15 protein-coding genes, 1 tRNA gene and 1 pseudogene are annotated in these 15,360 nt (G+C 75.1%); 8 read left to right on the top strand and 9 right to left on the bottom strand.

Going from position 1 to position 15,360, the window contains the following annotated elements:
* Nucleotides 1-82 precede the first annotated feature (82 nt).
* Complete coding sequence (rsmI, locus tag EV383_RS03535; RefSeq protein WP_130288583.1) at nucleotides 83-934, bottom strand: 16S rRNA (cytidine(1402)-2'-O)-methyltransferase; 852 nt, start codon at nucleotides 932-934, stop codon at nucleotides 83-85.
* A 24-nt stretch (nucleotides 935-958) separates the two neighbouring features.
* Here rsmI and EV383_RS03530 point away from each other — a divergent pair, with 24 nt between their 5' ends.
* Nucleotides 959-2,563, top strand: a complete 1,605-nt coding sequence (locus tag EV383_RS03530; RefSeq protein WP_423213626.1) for a dolichyl-phosphate-mannose--protein mannosyltransferase — start codon at nucleotides 959-961, stop codon at nucleotides 2,561-2,563.
* Between the two features lie 82 nt (nucleotides 2,564-2,645).
* Nucleotides 2,646-4,103, top strand: coding sequence for a phytoene desaturase family protein (locus tag EV383_RS03525; RefSeq protein ID WP_130288582.1), 1,458 nt, complete (start codon nucleotides 2,646-2,648; stop codon nucleotides 4,101-4,103).
* A gap of 7 nt (nucleotides 4,104-4,110) precedes the next feature.
* On the opposite strand, the gene EV383_RS03520 is transcribed toward EV383_RS03525, so the two are convergent.
* Nucleotides 4,111-5,478: an FAD-binding oxidoreductase gene (locus EV383_RS03520; RefSeq protein WP_130288581.1), complete on the bottom strand. Its 1,368-nt coding sequence runs from the start codon at nucleotides 5,476-5,478 to the stop codon at nucleotides 4,111-4,113.
* Nucleotides 5,479-5,669: 191 nt separating this feature from the next.
* On the opposite strand from EV383_RS03520, the gene EV383_RS32565 reads away from it, so the two are divergent.
* The 3 genes from EV383_RS32565 (at nucleotide 5,670) to EV383_RS03505 (ending at nucleotide 8,531) form a co-directional block, all read left to right on the top strand.
* Nucleotides 5,670-6,794: a response regulator transcription factor gene (locus EV383_RS32565; protein WP_130288580.1), complete on the top strand. Its 1,125-nt coding sequence runs from the start codon at nucleotides 5,670-5,672 to the stop codon at nucleotides 6,792-6,794.
* 67 nt (nucleotides 6,795-6,861) lie between these two features.
* The gene (locus tag EV383_RS03510) at nucleotides 6,862-7,470 is read left to right on the top strand and encodes a copper resistance CopC family protein (protein WP_130288579.1); all 609 of its coding nucleotides are present in this window, start codon (nucleotides 6,862-6,864) and stop codon (nucleotides 7,468-7,470) included.
* Nucleotides 7,467-8,531: a CopD family protein gene (locus tag EV383_RS03505; protein WP_130288578.1), complete on the top strand. Its 1,065-nt coding sequence runs from the start codon at nucleotides 7,467-7,469 to the stop codon at nucleotides 8,529-8,531. The genes EV383_RS03510 and EV383_RS03505 overlap by 4 nt, the downstream gene beginning before the upstream one ends.
* Nucleotides 8,532-8,658: 127 nt before the next feature.
* On the opposite strand, the gene EV383_RS03500 is transcribed toward EV383_RS03505, so the two are convergent.
* The 5 genes from EV383_RS03500 to EV383_RS03480 all read right to left on the bottom strand — a co-directional run bounded on the left by EV383_RS03500 (nucleotide 8,659) and on the right by EV383_RS03480 (nucleotide 13,160).
* A tRNA-Ala gene (locus tag EV383_RS03500) sits at nucleotides 8,659-8,731 on the bottom strand.
* 43 nt (nucleotides 8,732-8,774) lie between these two features.
* Nucleotides 8,775-10,112 (bottom strand): divisome protein SepX/GlpR, encoded by a 1,338-nt coding sequence (gene sepX / locus EV383_RS32840; RefSeq protein ID WP_130288577.1) that lies wholly within the window; start codon nucleotides 10,110-10,112, stop codon nucleotides 8,775-8,777.
* A 232-nt stretch (nucleotides 10,113-10,344) separates the two neighbouring features.
* On the bottom strand, nucleotides 10,345-11,007 hold the full coding sequence (locus EV383_RS03490) for a GNAT family N-acetyltransferase (RefSeq protein WP_130288576.1): 663 nt from the start codon (nucleotides 11,005-11,007) through the stop codon (nucleotides 10,345-10,347).
* A gap of 29 nt (nucleotides 11,008-11,036) precedes the next feature.
* A complete protein-coding gene (gene glp, locus EV383_RS03485; protein ID WP_130288575.1) occupies nucleotides 11,037-12,257 on the bottom strand; it encodes a molybdotransferase-like divisome protein Glp in 1,221 nt (406 codons plus the stop codon).
* Between the two features lie 3 nt (nucleotides 12,258-12,260).
* Entirely contained in the window at nucleotides 12,261-13,160 is a 900-nt protein-coding gene (locus EV383_RS03480) for a UTP--glucose-1-phosphate uridylyltransferase (protein WP_130288574.1), read from the bottom strand.
* A 36-nt stretch (nucleotides 13,161-13,196) separates the two neighbouring features.
* Here EV383_RS03480 and EV383_RS03475 point away from each other — a divergent pair, with 36 nt between their 5' ends.
* Entirely contained in the window at nucleotides 13,197-13,841 is a 645-nt protein-coding gene (locus EV383_RS03475; RefSeq protein ID WP_242622871.1) for a 5-formyltetrahydrofolate cyclo-ligase, read from the top strand.
* A pseudogene (locus tag EV383_RS33035) lies at nucleotides 13,813-14,046 on the top strand (FmdB family zinc ribbon protein); the annotation flags it as partial. The gene EV383_RS03475 and the pseudogene EV383_RS33035, both read left to right, overlap by 29 nt.
* 14 nt (nucleotides 14,047-14,060) lie before the next feature.
* Here EV383_RS33035 and EV383_RS33030 read toward each other — a convergent pair.
* Nucleotides 14,061-14,357, bottom strand: coding sequence for a hypothetical protein (locus EV383_RS33030; RefSeq protein WP_423213706.1), 297 nt, complete (start codon nucleotides 14,355-14,357; stop codon nucleotides 14,061-14,063).
* Nucleotides 14,358-14,423: 66 nt separating this feature from the next.
* Here EV383_RS33030 and cpaB point away from each other — a divergent pair, with 66 nt between their 5' ends.
* Nucleotides 14,424-15,131: a Flp pilus assembly protein CpaB gene (cpaB, locus tag EV383_RS03465; protein WP_130288572.1), complete on the top strand. Its 708-nt coding sequence runs from the start codon at nucleotides 14,424-14,426 to the stop codon at nucleotides 15,129-15,131.
* 32 nt (nucleotides 15,132-15,163) lie between these two features.
* Here cpaB and EV383_RS31005 read toward each other — a convergent pair whose 3' ends face one another.
* Complete coding sequence (locus tag EV383_RS31005) at nucleotides 15,164-15,331, bottom strand: hypothetical protein (RefSeq protein ID WP_165438224.1); 168 nt, start codon at nucleotides 15,329-15,331, stop codon at nucleotides 15,164-15,166.
* Between the last annotated feature and the right edge of the window lie 29 nt (nucleotides 15,332-15,360).

The following is a 15,360-nucleotide window of genomic DNA, read 5'->3' as shown; positions in this document are numbered from 1 at the left end:
CTTTCGTTCGGTGCGGCCGCACGAAAGGACCACGAGTGCGCGGCGACGTGGGGCGGCGCCGGGCGGGTCGGCGCGGATCGGATCAGCCGGCCGCGAGGGTGGCGTTGTAGAGGTCGCGCTTCGGGACTCCGGCGCCGGTGGCGACCGCGGCGACGGCGTCCTTGAGGCGCTCGCCGTCGGAGACCCGTTCCTGGACGGCGGGGATCAGGGAGTCGATCGACGGGGCCTCGGCGACGTCGGCGCCGGCCAGCACGACCGTCACCTCGCCGCGCACCTCCTCCGCACCCGCCCACTCCGCGAGCTCGGCCAGCGTCCCGCGCCTGACCTGCTCGTAGCGCTTGGTCAGCTCCCGGCAGACCGCGGCGCGACGGTCGTCGCCCAGCACCTCGGCGGCCAGCGCCAGCAGGTCCGCGACCCGGCGCGGCGACTCGAAGAACACCACCGCGCGGGGCTCGCGGCGCAGGTCGTCGAGCCAGCGGCGTCGCTCGCCGGGCTTGCGCGGGGCGAAGCCCTCGAAGCAGAACCGCTCGCACGGCAGGCCGGAGAGCACCAGCGCCGTCGTCACCGCGGACGGTCCGGGCAGGCACGTCACCGGCAGGTCCTCGGCGGCGGCCGCGGCGACGAGCCGGTAGCCGGGGTCGGAGATGGCCGGCATCCCGGCGTCGGAGACGAGCAGCACCGTCGACCCGTTCCGTACGGCCTCGAGCAGCCCGGGCATCCGCTCGCCCTCGACGGCGTCGTAGTGGCTGACGACCTTGCCGGTGATCTCGACGTCCAGGGCGGAGGCGAGGTGGCGGAACCGGCGGGTGTCCTCGGCCGCGACCAGGTCGGCGGTCGCGATCAGCTCACGCAGGCGCGGTGAGGCGTCGCGCGCGTCACCCAGCGGTGTGGCCGCCAGGACCAGGGCACCGGGACGGGCGAGCGCGTCGGTCATCGGATCAGCCTACGATCGACCCTCGTGGCTGTTGGCACCCCGACCGGAGTCTCCGGCAGCAGGGTCGCCGGGCCCGCTGAGGAACCGGGCCTGACGCCGGTCGGCTCGCCGCCGCCGATGCGCCGCGCCGACCCGGGGCCGATGTCCCGGCTGGGCCGCCCACCGGCCGCCGACACGCTGCGCGGATGGCTCGTCACCGCCGGGGTCACGCTGCTCGCGGCCGTGCTGCGGCTGACGAACCTGGGCGAGCCGACCGACCGCGGCACCCCGATCTTCGACGAGAAGCACTACGTGCCGCAGGCCTGGCAGATGGTGCGCAACGGCGGGATCGAGGACAACCCGGCCTACGAGAAGATCGTGCACCCGCCGCTGGGCAAGCAGCTGATCGCGCTCGGCGAGGCGACGTTCGGCTACGACGGCGTCGGCTGGCGGATCGCGGCCGCGCTGGCCGGGGTGCTGTGCGTGCTCCTGGTCGTCCGCGCCGCCCGCCGGCTCACCCGGTCCACCGCACTCGGTGGCCTGGCCGGGCTGCTGCTGATCTGCGACGGCCTGTCCCACGTGCAGTCGCGGATGGGCATGCTCGACGTGTTCGCGGCGCTGTTCGTCGTGGCCGCGTTCTCGACGCTGCTCTGCGACCGCGACGACGTCCGCGCCCGGATGGCCCTGGTGGTGTCCCAGGACCGCGTCAACGAGCACGCGTTCGGCCCGCGCTGGGGCGTGCGCTGGTGGCGCCTGGCCACCGGCGTGCTGCTCGGGCTCGGCTGCGGGGTCAAGTGGGGCGGCGTCTACTACGTCGTCGCGTTCGGGATCCTGGCCGTGCTCTGGGACGTGTCGCTGCGCCGCCGCGCCGGGGTCGCGCGCCCGTGGGTGGGGACGGTCGTCCGGGACCTCGGACCCGCGCTGTGGGCGATGGCACTGGTGCCGGTCCTGGCCTACCTGAGCACCTGGTGGGCGTGGTTCGGCAGCGAGACCGGGATCGACCGGCACCAGGTCGGGCGCGAGATCGGCTCCGGCGGGATGTGGTCGTTCCTGCCGGATGCACTGCGCTCGCTCTGGTACTACCACGGTCAGGTGCTGGCCTTCCACGAAGGACTGACCACCCAGGTCGCCGGGCAGCACCCGTGGGAGTCGAAGCCGTGGACGTGGCCGATGGGGTTGCGCCCGATGCTCTACCAGTACGCCGACTCCGGGGTCCGCGGATGCGACTCCGGCGACTGCGTCAGCGCCGTGATGCTGATCGGCACGCCCGCGCTGTGGTGGGCGGCGATCCCGGTGCTGGCCTGGGGTCTGTGGCGGGCCGTCACGCGCGCGGACTGGCGCTGGGTCGCGGTGCTGGTCGGGTACGGCGCGGGCTTCCTGCCGTGGTTCCTCAACCTCGACCGCCAGATGTACTTCTTCTACATGATGCCGGTGGCGCCCTTCCTGGTGCTGGCGGCGGTGCTGGTGATGGGCCACATGCTGGGCGACGCGCACAGCTCGGAACGACGGCGGCGGATCGGACTGCTGCTCGTCTCCGGGTGGGTGACGCTGATCCTGCTCAACTTCATCTGGCTCTGGCCGATCCTCGGCGGCACCCCCATCACCGAGGCGCACTGGCAGGCCGAGCTCTGGCTGCCGTCCTGGCGATGATCGCGCGCCGGACCACCGTCCGCGCCACACTGTCTGCCGAGGGGGTGGCCGGAATCGGTACACACATGCGACAGGGACGCTCGTGACGACGCCGGACGCGGTCGTCGTCGGCGCGGGGCCGAACGGGCTGGCCGCGGCGATCACGCTCGCCCGCGACGGGCAGGCCGTCCGGGTCTACGAGGCCGCGCCGACGCCGGGTGGTGGCTGCCGCACGGCCGAGCTGACCGGCCCCGGCTACTCCCACGACGTCTGCTCCACGGTGCAGGCGCTCGCGGTCGTCTCGCCGTTCTTCCGCACGCTGGACCTGGAGTCGCTCGGGGTGCGGCTGCGCCGCCCGGAGGTCGTCTACGCGCACCCGCTCGACGGTGGTCGCGCCGGCGTGCTGCACGCCTCCGTCGAGGAGACCGCGGCCGGCCTGGACGAGGCGCACCCCGGGGACGGGAAGGCGTGGTCGCGGCTGCTCGGGCCGTTGGTCCGGAACAACGAGCAGCTGTGGCCCGACGCCCTCGGGTCGTTGCGCCGGATCCCACGGCACCCGGTGACGCTGGCCCGCTTCGGGCTGCCCGGCCTGCTCCCGGTGAGCACCCTGGCCCGGACGTTCGGCTCGGACGAGGCGCGCGGGCTGCTGGCCGGGGCGGGCGCGCACTCGATGCGCAAGCTCGAGGCCCCGCTGACGTCGGCGTTCGCGCTCGCGCTGATCGTCGCCGGGCACGTGGCCGAGTGGCCGGTCGTCGAGGGCGGCAGCGGGGTGCTGGTGGACGCGATGGTCGCCGAGCTGACCCGGCTCGGCGGCGAGGTCGTCTGCGACCACCCGGTGCGCAGCCTGCGCGACCTGCCCCCGGCCGCGACGACGCTGCTCGACGTCACCCCGTACCAGCTGCTCGACATCGCCGGCGACGACCTGCCGTCGGCCTACGCCGCGTCGCTGCGCGGCCACGACTACGGGCCCGGCGTCTTCAAGATCGACTACGCGCTGTCCGGCCCGGTGCCGTGGACGAACCCGGACTGCCGCCGGGCCGGGACCCTGCACCTGGGCGGCAGCCTGGACGAGCTCTCCCTCAGCGAGGCCGAGGTCGAGGCCGGCCGGCACCCGGACGCGCCCTACGTGCTCGTCGTGCAGGGCACGGTCATGGACCCGACGCGCGCCCCCGCCGGTCACCACACGCTGTGGGCCTACTGCCACGTGCCGAACGGCTCCGACCGGGACATGACGGCCGAGATCGAGCGGCAGATCGAGCGGTCCGCCCCCGGCTTCCGCGACCTGGTCGTCGCCCGTGCCACCCGGACCGCCACCGAGTATCACCGGTACAACGAGAACAACGTCGGTGGTGCCATCAACGGCGGCCTGGCCTCGTTGTTCGGCACCCTTCTGGGGCCGGTGCCGCAGTGGTCGCGCTACGCGACACCGATCGACGGCGTGTACCTCTGCTCGGCCGCGACCCCGCCCGGCGGCGGTGTGCACGGCATGTCCGGGTACCTGGCCGCGTCCGAGGCGATCCGGGCACGGCGCCGATCCGGGCGCCGGGCCCTGGCCCGGTAGAGACCCGTCAGCCGATCACGACGTTGGTGCCGAAGACGCCGGCCGGGTCGACGCGCTGCTTGATCTCCAGCAGGCGCGCCCGGTCGTCGTCGGACCACAGGGCACCGACCCGGTCCGCCGACGCCTGCCCGAGCAGGTTCACCAGCCCGCGGGTCGACCACGGCGCCAGCGCGTCGACCAGCGACGCCGCCCGCGCCGGGACCTGCACCGCCGCGTCCGGACCGGCGGTCACGCCGAGGCAGTAGACGGAGAACGCCGCGTCCCGGCCGGACACCGCGTTCGGCACCTCCGGGCGGCGGGCGATCGCGCCGCCGAGCAGCCGCAGCTCGACGAGCACCAGCGGGCTCGACGACTCCGGGCCGGCCTCGGCGAGGATCGCGTCGACGGCCTCGGCGGGCAGCTCGGCCAGCGCGGCGCCGCGGTCCCAGACCGGCATCGGGTCGGTCGGGTCCATGTGCACGGCGTCGATCGCCGGGTAGGGCATCTCGTCGACGAGGTCCATCACCGGCTCGGCGACGGCGCGCATCGGGGCGAGCAGCGCGGCGCCGTCGGTGGCCGACCCGAGGTGGGTGAAACGCAGGTGCGCGACGAACCGGCCCTGCAGCGGCGGGGGCAGGTTCGGGTCCGGCGGCAGCGCCAGGAGCGCGACCGACGTCGTCGCGTCCTCGGGCAGCGTCGGCGCCCACTCCCGCCAGGCGTGCAGGACCGCCGGCGCGGACTCGCCCGCGAAGAAGATCCCGCCGCCGTAGAAGCGGGTGACCGGCATCAGGGCGAACTCGATCGAGGTGACGATCCCGAGGTTGCCTTTGCCGCCACGCACGGCCCAGAACAGGTCCGGGTCGCTCTGGGCGTCGACGTCACGGATCTCGCCGTCGGCGGTGACGATCGTCAGCGCGGTGACGTGGTCGGCGGCGAAGCCGTAGCGCCGCGCCATCGGGCCGAGCCCGCCGCCGGTGGTGTAGCCGACGACGCCGACCCCCGACGCCGAGCCGTTGAGCGGGGCCAGCCCGTGCGGGGCGGCGGCGTCGATCACCTCCCGCCAGCGCACCCCCGCCCCGACGCGGGCGGTGCGGGCGTCCGGGTCGATCGTCAGCGCCGTCATCCGGCGGGTGGAGACGAGCACGGTCCCGTTGAGGTCGCCGAGCAGCCCGTGCCCGGTGGCCTGCACCGCGATCCGGCGGCCGGTCGCGGCGGCGTGGCGGACCGCGGCGGCGACGTCGGCGGCACAGGTCGCCCCGACGACGACGGCCGGCGACGGCAGGTAGGCGGCGTTGAAGCCGGAGACCTCCTCGGCGTATCCGGGGTCGGTGGGCTCGAGCACCGGCCCGGCGACGGCGGCGGTGAGGGCGGCGAGCGCGGGGACGAAGGTGGTCATCGGTCTCTCCCTGGTGTGGTTCGTACTGATGGGAGGAACAGTGCTCCGCAGGATCGCGCGAACCCATCCCAGCGATCTGGGGAACACGCCCCCCACATTCCTGGGGGGACGTTCTGACCTGCGGTTTCGCGTCACCGATACCCAGAACTGGGGATGGCCCGCCGGTACCGGGGGCGATCAGAATCGAGGCCATGCCCCTGATGCCCGCCGAACGCGCCCGGGCCCAGCTGAGCGGTCTGGCCGCCGCGGGCCTGGACGCCCCGGTGTTCGCCGCCGGCGCGATCGAGATCCTGCGTGCCGCGCTGCCGTTCTCGGCCGCCTGCCTGGCCACGACCGACCCGGCCACGGAGCTGATCACGAGCACCGTGAAGTGGCAGCTCACCGACGAGAACGACGAGGAGTGGGCCCACCAGGAGTACGAGGTCGAGCAGTACAACTCGATCGACGTGGCCCGCCGCCCGGGCGGGGTGACGACCGCGACCCAGGAGACCGGCGGCGACCTGGCCTCGCTGCGACGCTTCAGCGAGTTCTTCGTCCCCCGCTACGGCTTCGGCGACGAGCTGCGCGCGACGTCGACGGTCGACGGCGCCGTCTGGGGCTTCGTGGCGCTGTTCCGGGACGGGCCGAACGCCGCGTTCACCCCGGCCGAGCTGGAGTTCGCCTCCTCGGTGAGCTCGCTGTTCGGGCGCGGCCTGCGCAGCGGGCTGGTCGCCGGTGCCGTCGCCGGCGACGGTGCCGCGGACGGGCCGGCCGTGATCGTCGTCGACTCCGCGGGCGAGATCGTGCAGGCCGGGATCGGCGCCGCGGCCCGCGTCGAGGACCTGGGCGGTCCCCCGCTCGGCACCGGCCCGCTGCCCTTCGCCCTGGTCGCCCTCGTCGGCGCCGGACGCCGCTACGCCGCCGGACGCCTCGGCACCCTGCCCCGTACCCGGCTGCGCGCCCGGTCCGGGCAGTGGGTGGTGGCGCACGCGTCACCGTTGACCTCGCGCGACGGCCACTCCACCGACGTCGTGCTGACGATCGAGGAGGCCCGGCCGCCGGAGATCGTGCCGCTGGTGGTGGCCGCGTTCGGGCTCACCCCGCGCGAGCAGGAGGTCGTGCGGCTGGTGCTGCAGGGATCCGACACCGCCGAGATCGCGCGGACGCTGCACCTGTCGCGCTACACCGTGCAGGACCACCTCAAGTCGGTGTTCGACAAGGTCGGGGTGCGCAGCCGCCGCGAGCTCACCGCCCGGGTGTTCTTCGACCAGTACGCCCCGCGGCTGGCCGCCGGATCCGGCGTGGCGCCGTCCGGGTGGTTCGCCCCGGCCGTCTGAGGTCCGGCGCACATCACGGATCCGCGGGAACCGGGACCTCGGACCCGACGACTACTCTGGGGTGACCATGGCTGAGACCGTCCCGAACGCTCCCGCTCCCCGGGCCCGGCTGCGCGCCTCCCGGGCCGTGACGCTCACCGTCCTGACCACCCTCGCGCTGCTGCTGGGCAGCGCCCCGGCGTTCGCGCACACCGAGCTCGAGAGCAGCACCCCGGCCGCGAACGCCGCCCTGCCGACGGCCCCGTCGACGGTCGCGCTGACGTTCAGCGAGGAGATCTCGCCGGACCTGTCCACGATCACCGTGACCGGCCCGGACGGGAAGCGCTACGAGAACGGCGAGCCCACCGCCTCCGGAGCGACGCTGAACCTCCCGCTGCGCCCGCTCGGCCCGGCCGGCGCCTACAAGATCGACTACAGGGTCGTGTCCGAGGACGGGCACCCGGTCTCCGGCGCCGTCCCGTTCTCGCTGACGGCCCCCGGCCCCGGCGCGTCCGCCGCCGCCACTCCCGCGGCGGCCCCCTCGACCTCCGCGCCCGCCGCGTCGAGCGCGCCCGAGCCCTCGAACACGGCCGCGACCTCGGCCGACTCCGGCAGCCCGGTGTGGCCGTGGATCGTCGGCGCCGTGATCGTCGTGCTGGCCGGCGCCGGCCTGGCCCTGCGGCGCCGCAAGGCATGAGCTCCGGGGCGGTCGGCCGCACGGCCGATCGCCCGGCCGACCGGCCCGCCGACACCGCGGTCGCCGCCGGATGGGTCGCGGTCGCGCTGGGCGCCGGTGTCGTCGCGGCCGGCCTGACCGGCGGGCTGAGCTCCGGTGCGTCGGCCGCGATCGGTGCCGCCGTCACCCGGGTCGGGATGGACGTCGCCGGGGTCCTCTGCGTGGGTGCCGCGCTGCTCGGGCTGCTGATGCCGCGCCGCCTCGCCGGAGGGAACAGCGGCCCGCCCGGCGGCGACACGGGGCCGGGCGGGGCGTCCCCGGGCCTCGCCGGACGTCTCGGGCCCATCTCGGACCGGGTCCTGCTCGTCGCCGCCGGGGTGTGGCTGGGGCTGAGCGGCCTCGACCTCGTCTCCCGTGCGGCCCTGATCGCCGGCCGTCCGATCGGTGAGACCGGGACCGACGACCTGACGGCGTTCCTGTTCGGTCCCGCGGCCGGGACCGGGCTGCTCGTCACCGCGGTCGCCGCCGCAGCGGTCCTGGTGGGGGCGGCGGCCCGCACCGGGGCACCCGAGCGCCCGATCCCCCCGCCCGCGGTGCTCCTGGTCGTGGCGCTGGCCGGGCTCGTGGGACCGGCCGCGACCGGGCACGCCGCCGCGGCCCCGGCCTCCGCCCCCGGAGGAGTCGCGCTCGCGACCGCGGCGGTGTCCCTGCACGTCGTCGCGGCCGCGCTCTGGGTGGGCGGGCTCGGTGCGATGCTGCTGGTGGCGGGACGGACGGAGCTCCTCGACGCTGCCCTCCCCCGCTGGTCCCGCCTGGCTGGCTGGTGCCTGGGGGTGGTCGCCGTGTCCGGGGTGGTGTCGGCGACGACCCGCATCGGGTCCTGGGCCGAGCTGGTGACGACCGCCTACGGCGCCCTCGTCCTGGTGAAGGTCGCATGCCTGGTGCTGGCCGGCCTGCTGGGCGGGGCCGCGCGGGCCCGCCTGCGCGCGGGGCGGACCCCGGTCCTGCGCTGGGCCGGGATGGAGATCCTGGTGATGGCCGTCGCGGTCGGCGTCGCGGCGACGTTGACGCAGACGGCCTGACGACCGGTCCGGACCGGTCCCGTCCCGTCCCGTCGGAGGTCCCGGGAGGAGTCCTCCCGGGCCCCGCACCCCGGAACGACGTCACCCCGGGCCGCGGGAGGCGGACCGGGGTGACGGAGTGTGAGAGTGGAGCTGAGGGGAATCGAACCCCTGACCTTCTCGATGCGAACGAGACGCGCTACCAATTGCGCCACAGCCCCAAGGGCCCGCCTCGTCAGGCGGACCAGAGAACCATATCAGGGCCTACTCACCGGCCGCGCGGCGGTGCTCGATGATCGGCTCCGGGGTGCTGAAGTCGGGTGCCGGGACCAGGTCGAGCTGCTCCTCGTCGTCCACGTCGACCAGGGAGGTGCCGGCCGGGATCGGCGGCGGCGGGGCCGCGACCAGGCGCGGGAGAGTCGACTCCGGCTCGTCACCGCCGGTGCCGCAGGTGGTGCGGCGGCGGGCGGGCAGGACGCCGATCGGCTCGCCGGTGCCGCGGATCCGGGACGGCTCGCCGTCGTCGGCGGTCCAGTCGTGGTCCTCGTCCTCGACGTCGGTGTCCTCGGACCCGCCGTCGGCGCCGGCCGCGTCGCGGGACCGGCCGGTGTCGTGGGAACCGGCGTCCGGGGATCGTGCGTCGTCGTCCTGCTCGGAGCGTCCGGCCTCGCGGCCGCGGCGGGCCCAGTCGTCGAGCTCCGGGTCGTCGGCGGCGGCGCTGCGGCGGGTCCCGGCCAGGCGGGCGGCGCGGCGGTCGCGGATCGTCTCCTCGATCCGGACCTGGCGGCGCAGGTAGGTCAGGTAGCCGGCCAGGCCCGCGCCGAGCACGCCGGTCGCCCACCAGAACAGGCCCGAGACCAGCAGCGCGGCCGCCGCCGAGGCGAGCAGCAGCACCAGGAGACCGAGGACGACACGCTGGCGGAACGCGTACTTGGCGTGCGCGGCGACGGCGGCGGCCTCCGGGTCGAACCCACCGCGACCGGGCCGGTAGCGGGCCGGTGGACGCTCCCACTGCCGGTCGTCCTCGGCGTGCAGGTCGTCGCCGTGCAGGTCGTCGGCGTCGGGGTCGTCTACGTCCGGGTCGTCGGTGCCCAGGTCGTCGGCGCGGGAGTCGTCGACGTCGGAGTCATCGGCACGAAGGTCGTCCGCGTCCCGGTCGTCGGCCCGGAGGTCGTCGGCGCGCCGGCGGTCGGTGACGGAGTCCTCGTCGTCGGACGCGGTGTGGGGGTCGTACCGGACCGCGCGGACGTCGTCGGCGTCACGGGTGCGGCGTTCGTCGTCGAGGTGGTCGTCGCGCTCGTCGTCGAGGTCCAGCTCGTCGTCGAGCTCGCGCTCGAGGGCGTCGGCGGTGTCGTGGTCGCGGGGCGACGGGACGTCGTCGCGGCGCTCGACCAGCTCACCCACCGTCGTCGTACGTCGGTCGTCGAGCCGTTCCATCACGCCCACCTCCGGGAATCGATGCCGCATGGGCCGCTCCAGCACCCGGCCGGAGAGCAGGGCCGGACTGAGCCGGGCCACTTCCTGCTGGCGTCGTGCGACAGCCGGGACCAGGATCAGAAGCCACAGGACGACCAACCCGACGAAGATCACTGAGCTGGGCATGGCTGCCTCCTCCCCGACCGGCGCAGTCCACCCGTGACTCCGGCCCCGACTCCGCAGTCACTCGCGTATCACCGTAACCAGCGAGCAACCCCGTCCCCGGCCGCGACGCGCCGTCATCACCCGGACAGATCGTGATTCACCCGGGACCGATGTTGCGTCTGTGACTCGTGTGAGGTTACGTCCTGATCACGGAAAGTACTCGAAGCCGTGACGGTCGGTGAGAACGGTCGAATCAGACCCAGGACGCGCGACGCTCCCGGACCAGCCGCCCGACGAGACCACCGGCCGGTGTCTCCTCGGCGGTGATCGCGAAGCTGTGGTGGTCGCGCCAGTCCCCGTCGACGTCGAGGTAGCGCCGCAGCACGCCCTCGTGGCGGAAGCCGAGCTTGGCGAGTACCCGCAGGCTGGCCACGTTCTCCGGGCGGACGGTCGCCTCGATCCGGTGCAGCCGCGCCGCGCCGAAACAGTGGTCGACGACCAGCGCCACGGCCGCCGTCGTCACCCCCTGCCCCGCCAGGCGGCTGTCGCACCAGTAGCCGACGTAGGCCGAGAGCAGCGGCTCGCGCACGATGTTGCCGATCATCACGTGCCCGGCGAACCGGCCGTCGACGGTGATCGCGAACGGCAGCGTCGTGCCGCGCCGGGCCGCCGTCCGCAGCAGGTACCAGCGCCCGGGCCACTCGACGCTCGCGTTGCGCCGCGCCCAGCCGCCGTAGGGCGTCGGCTCCCAGGGCGTCAGGTAGGCCTCGTCGCGCAGCCGGATCGACGACCAGGCGCCGGCGTCGGTCAGGCGGACCGGTCGCAGGCCGACCTCGCCCGCGGCGACACGGAGGGGCCCGGGCCGGGCGGGCCATCCGGGGTGCCCGCCGAGCGGCTCGGCGACGGGTGGGGGCATGCGGGGACTCGCTCGGCGTTCGCTACGGCTCAGCTGCGACCGCGCGGGAGGAGCTCGACCTGCTCGCCCACCGTCAGCTCGGTGACCGCCTCCGGCACGATGGCCAGCGCGTTCACCTCGGCCAGGACCGCCAGCAGGTGCGTCCCGGACGCGCCCAGCGGCTGGGCCAGGTAGCCGCCGCCGGTCTCCTCGCGCAGCAGCCGGGACGGCACGTAGGACCGCCGCCCGGGCGGCGAGATCAGCGGCGACGTCAGCCGCGCCCCGATCGCGCGCTTGTAGGGCTCCAGGCCGAGCGCGAGACGGATCAGCGGCCGGGTGAACACCTCGAACAGGATCAGCGCGGTCGCCGGGTGCGACGGGAACAGGAACACCGGCACGGCTTCGGAGCCGAGCCGGCCGTAGGCCTGGGCCGAACCCGGGTGCATGGCCACCCGGGTGTCGTCGATCCCGCCGAGGTCGGCCAGACCGGCCTTGGCCTCGGCGCCCGCCGCGCCGCCCGCGGCGCCGCAGACGACCACGATCTCGCTGGCCGGCAGCAGGTCCTCCACCGCGCCGCGGATCTCGCCCGCGTTGCCGCCGACGGTGCGCGAACGGTTGGTCTCCGCGCCGGCCTCGCGTGCGGCGGCGGTCAGCGCGTGCGAGCAGACGTCGGCCACCTGCCCGGCCGACGCCGAGCGCGACACCTCGACCAGCTCGTCGCCGACCGAGATCACCGACACCCGCGGGCGCGGGTGCACCAGCAGCTTGTCCCGCCCGGCCGCGGCCAGCATCGCGACCTGCACGGCCCCGACGGTGTCGCCGTCGCGGACCGCGACGTCACCGGGCTGCACGTCCTCGCCGACCCGGCGGACGAACCCGGCCGAGGGCACGCCGCGGTGCACCTGCAGGCGGGCGGAGCCGCCGTCGGTCCAGCCGACCGGCGCGACGGCGTCGGCCAGCGTCGGCAGCGGCGCCCCGGCCGCGACCCGCACGGCCTGCCCGGGCTGCAGCCGCAGCGGCTGCCGGGACCCGGCGGCGATCTCACCGACCACCGGCACGGTCGCGGGCTGGGTCTCGCTCGCCCCGGCGACGTCGACGCTGCGCACGGCGTAGCCGTCGATCGCGGCCTGGTCGAACACCGGGAGCGGACGCGCCGCGACGACCTCCTCGGCGCTGCGCAGCCCCTGGGCGTCGGAGATCGCGACCCGGACGGGGGCCGGGCGCACCGCGGAGTCCAGGATCCGCGAGAGCTGCTCGTCGACCGTGCGCACCTGCTAGCCCTTCAGCCGGTCTTCGAGCCAGGTCCGCAGGTCGTCGCCGTACTCCGGGTTCTGCAACGCGAAGTCGACGTACGCCCGCACGAACCCGCCCGGGTTGCCCAGGTCGTGGCGCCCGCCGCGGTGCACGACCACGTGCACCGGGTGGCCCTCGGAGATCAGCAGCGCCACGGCGTCGGTGAGCTGCAGCTCGCCGCCGGCGCCGGGGGTGATCCGGTCCAGGGCGTCGAAGATCGCCCGGTCCAGCAGGTAGCGCCCGGCCGCGGCGAACGTCGACGGCGCGTCGGCGGCGGCGGGCTTCTCCACCATCCCGTGCACCTGCTTGACGTCGTCGTCGTCGGTGTCGCTGACGTCGAACACGCCGTAGGCCGAGATCTGCTCGCGCGGGATGTCGAACGCGCACAGCACACTGCCGCCGAACCGGTTCCGGACCTCCGACATCCGTTCCAGGACGCCGGCCGGGAGCACGAGGTCGTCCGGGAGGAGGACGGCGATCGCCTCCTCGTCGTCGGCCAGCGCCGGCCCGGCCTGGGCGACGGCGTGCCCGAGGCCCTTGGCCTCGTACTGGTAGACCGAGTCGACCTCGAGCAGGCCGGGCGCGCGGCGGACCTTCTCCAGCAGCGCCTCCTTGCCCCGGGCCTCCAGGGTCTTCTCCAGTTCGGCGTCGGAGCGGAAGTACTCCGCGACCGACTCCTTCCCTGGTGAGGTGACGATCAGCAGCCGCCGGGCACCGGCCTGTGCGGCCTCGGCGGCGACGATCTCGATCCCCGGCGTGTCGACGACCGGGAGGAGTTCCTTGGGGACCGCCTTGGTCGTCGGCAGGAACCGGGTGCCCAGACCTGCGGCGGGCACGACGGCGGTGCGGAAGGCGGCGCGAGACGAGGACTGCGCGGTCATGGTCGGCGAGCCTATCTGCGCGGCTAGCGTGGAGGCGTGACGGCTCGCGAGGACTCACCCGCTCGATCTGCGCCGGACGCCCTCCGGGAGGACAAGCGTGCGCTGCGACGACGCCTCCTCGACGCCCGGAAGGCCCGTTCCGACGACGACCGCGCGGCCGCGACCGCGGCCCTGACCCGGCACGTGCTGGCCCTGGCCGAGGGCGTCGACGGCCCGGTCTGCTGCTACCTGCCGGTCGGCCCGGAGCCCGGAGCGGCCGGATCCGGGACCTCGACGGTGGCCGACGCGCTGCTCGCGGCCGGGCACGAGGTGCTCGCCCCGGTGGTCCCGGCGGAGCCCGGCCCGCTGGACTGGACCCGCTACGAAGGAGCGGACTCGCTGGTCACGGGCCCGCTGGGGGTGCGCGAGCCCGGCGGGGAGCGGCTCGGTGTCGAGGCGATCACCCGCGCCGGGCTGGTGCTCGTCCCGGCACTGGCCGTCGACGGGCGGGGCCGGCGGATCGGGCGCGGCGGCGGCTACTACGACCGGACGCTGCCGGCCGTGCCGGCGTCGACGCCCCTGGCCGTGCTGCTGCACGACGACGAGCTGATCGACCACGTTCCGGCCGGGGACCTCGACGTCACCGTGGCGCAGGTCATACTCCCCACGCGCGGTGCGGTTGCGGTGCGGAACAACCACTGACCCGACGGGGTTATGCTGGCACTCGCATCAGCGGAGTGCCAGGTTAGACGTTCCGGAGGAAGTTGTGCCGACCTACCAGTACGCATGCACGGCGTGTGACCACCGATTTGAGGCGGTCCAGGCATTCTCCGACGATGCGCTCACCGTGTGCCCGAACTGCGAGGGCAAGCTCCGCAAGGTCTTCTCCTCGGTCGGCATCGTGTTCAAGGGCAGCGGCTTCTACCGCACCGACAGCCGCGCGGGCGCGGTGAACGGCGGCGGGTCCTCGGACTCCAAGTCCTCGGACTCGAAGTCGGACTCGTCGAGCAGCTCCTCGTCCTCGGACTCCGGCTCGTCGTCGGGATCGTCCTCGGACTCGAAGTCCTCCTCCGGATCGTCGACGTCGGGCTCGGGATCCTCGTCCGGGTCGGGTTCGTCCTCGTCCGGATCCTCCTCCAGCTCCCCGGCCGCCGCCTCGTCCTGAGCGGCTTCCGGCCCGGGTTGTCCACAACCTGACGGCGCTGTCCACAGGTTCATGATCGGGCCGTCCGGGCACGTCCCGCCGCCCTACCGTCGAGGGACATCGACGGGTGGAGGCGGCACATGGGCGACGACGATCGGCGCGGACGACGGGATCGCGCGGCTCTGGCCGCCCGCCCCTGGCACCGGCTCCTGGCCGTCCTGCGCGGGCCGGGCTGGGCCCGGGTCGCCCTCCTGAGACGGGTCGGTGCCGGCCTGCTCGCCGCACTCGCCGTCGTGCTGGCGGTCGCCCCGGACGGCTCCGCCGACGAGGCCCCGGTGCTCGTCACCGCGCACGACCTGGCGCCCGGCTCGACGATCCGGGCCGAGGACCTGACCGTCCGCACCTGGCCGTCGGCGCTGGTCCCGGCCGGTGCGCTGCGGTCACCCGCCGACGCGCAGGGCCGGGTCGCGGCCGGTGCGGTACGCGCCGGTGAACCGCTGACCGACCTGCGGCTCGTCGGCGTCGAGCTGACCGCGCGGGCGGGCGGCCCGGACGCGGCGGCGGTCCCGCTGCGCCCGGCGGACCCGGCCGTGGCCGCGCTGCTCGCGCCGGGCACGGTCGTCGACGTGGTGGCGCCGGGGCCCGGAGGCTCCGGCGCCTCGGCCGAACAGGCGGGTGCCCGGGTGATCGCCGGGCCGGCCACGGTCCTCACCGTCCTGCCGGCCCAGAACCAGGGCACCGGACGCTCCGGCACCGGGCCGTTGGTCCTGGTCGCTCTCCCCCGCGACGCCGCCACGGCGGTCGCGGCCGCGTCGCTGGCGGGTGAGATCGCCGTGACGCTGCGCTAGAGAACGCCCGGCCGCGGAGCCGGAACAGGGGATCAGCCGCCGTGGTGCGGGGGGCGGTTCTCGCGGAGCCAGCGGTCGGCGTCGGGGTCCTCGCGCTCGGCCGAGGAGCCGGCGTCGCCGCGCTCGTCGCCGGTCGTCCGCACCTCGTCGCCGAAGACCTCGGCGATCCGGCGCCGCACCTCGTCCGACAAATCGCTCATGGCTCCATGGTGCCGTGTCCGCACAACGG

This window comes from Pseudonocardia sediminis, from assembly GCF_004217185.1.
GTDB classification, from domain to species: Bacteria; Actinomycetota; Actinomycetes; order Mycobacteriales; family Pseudonocardiaceae; genus Pseudonocardia; species Pseudonocardia sediminis.
This window is presented reverse-complemented; position numbering and strand designations above follow the sequence as displayed.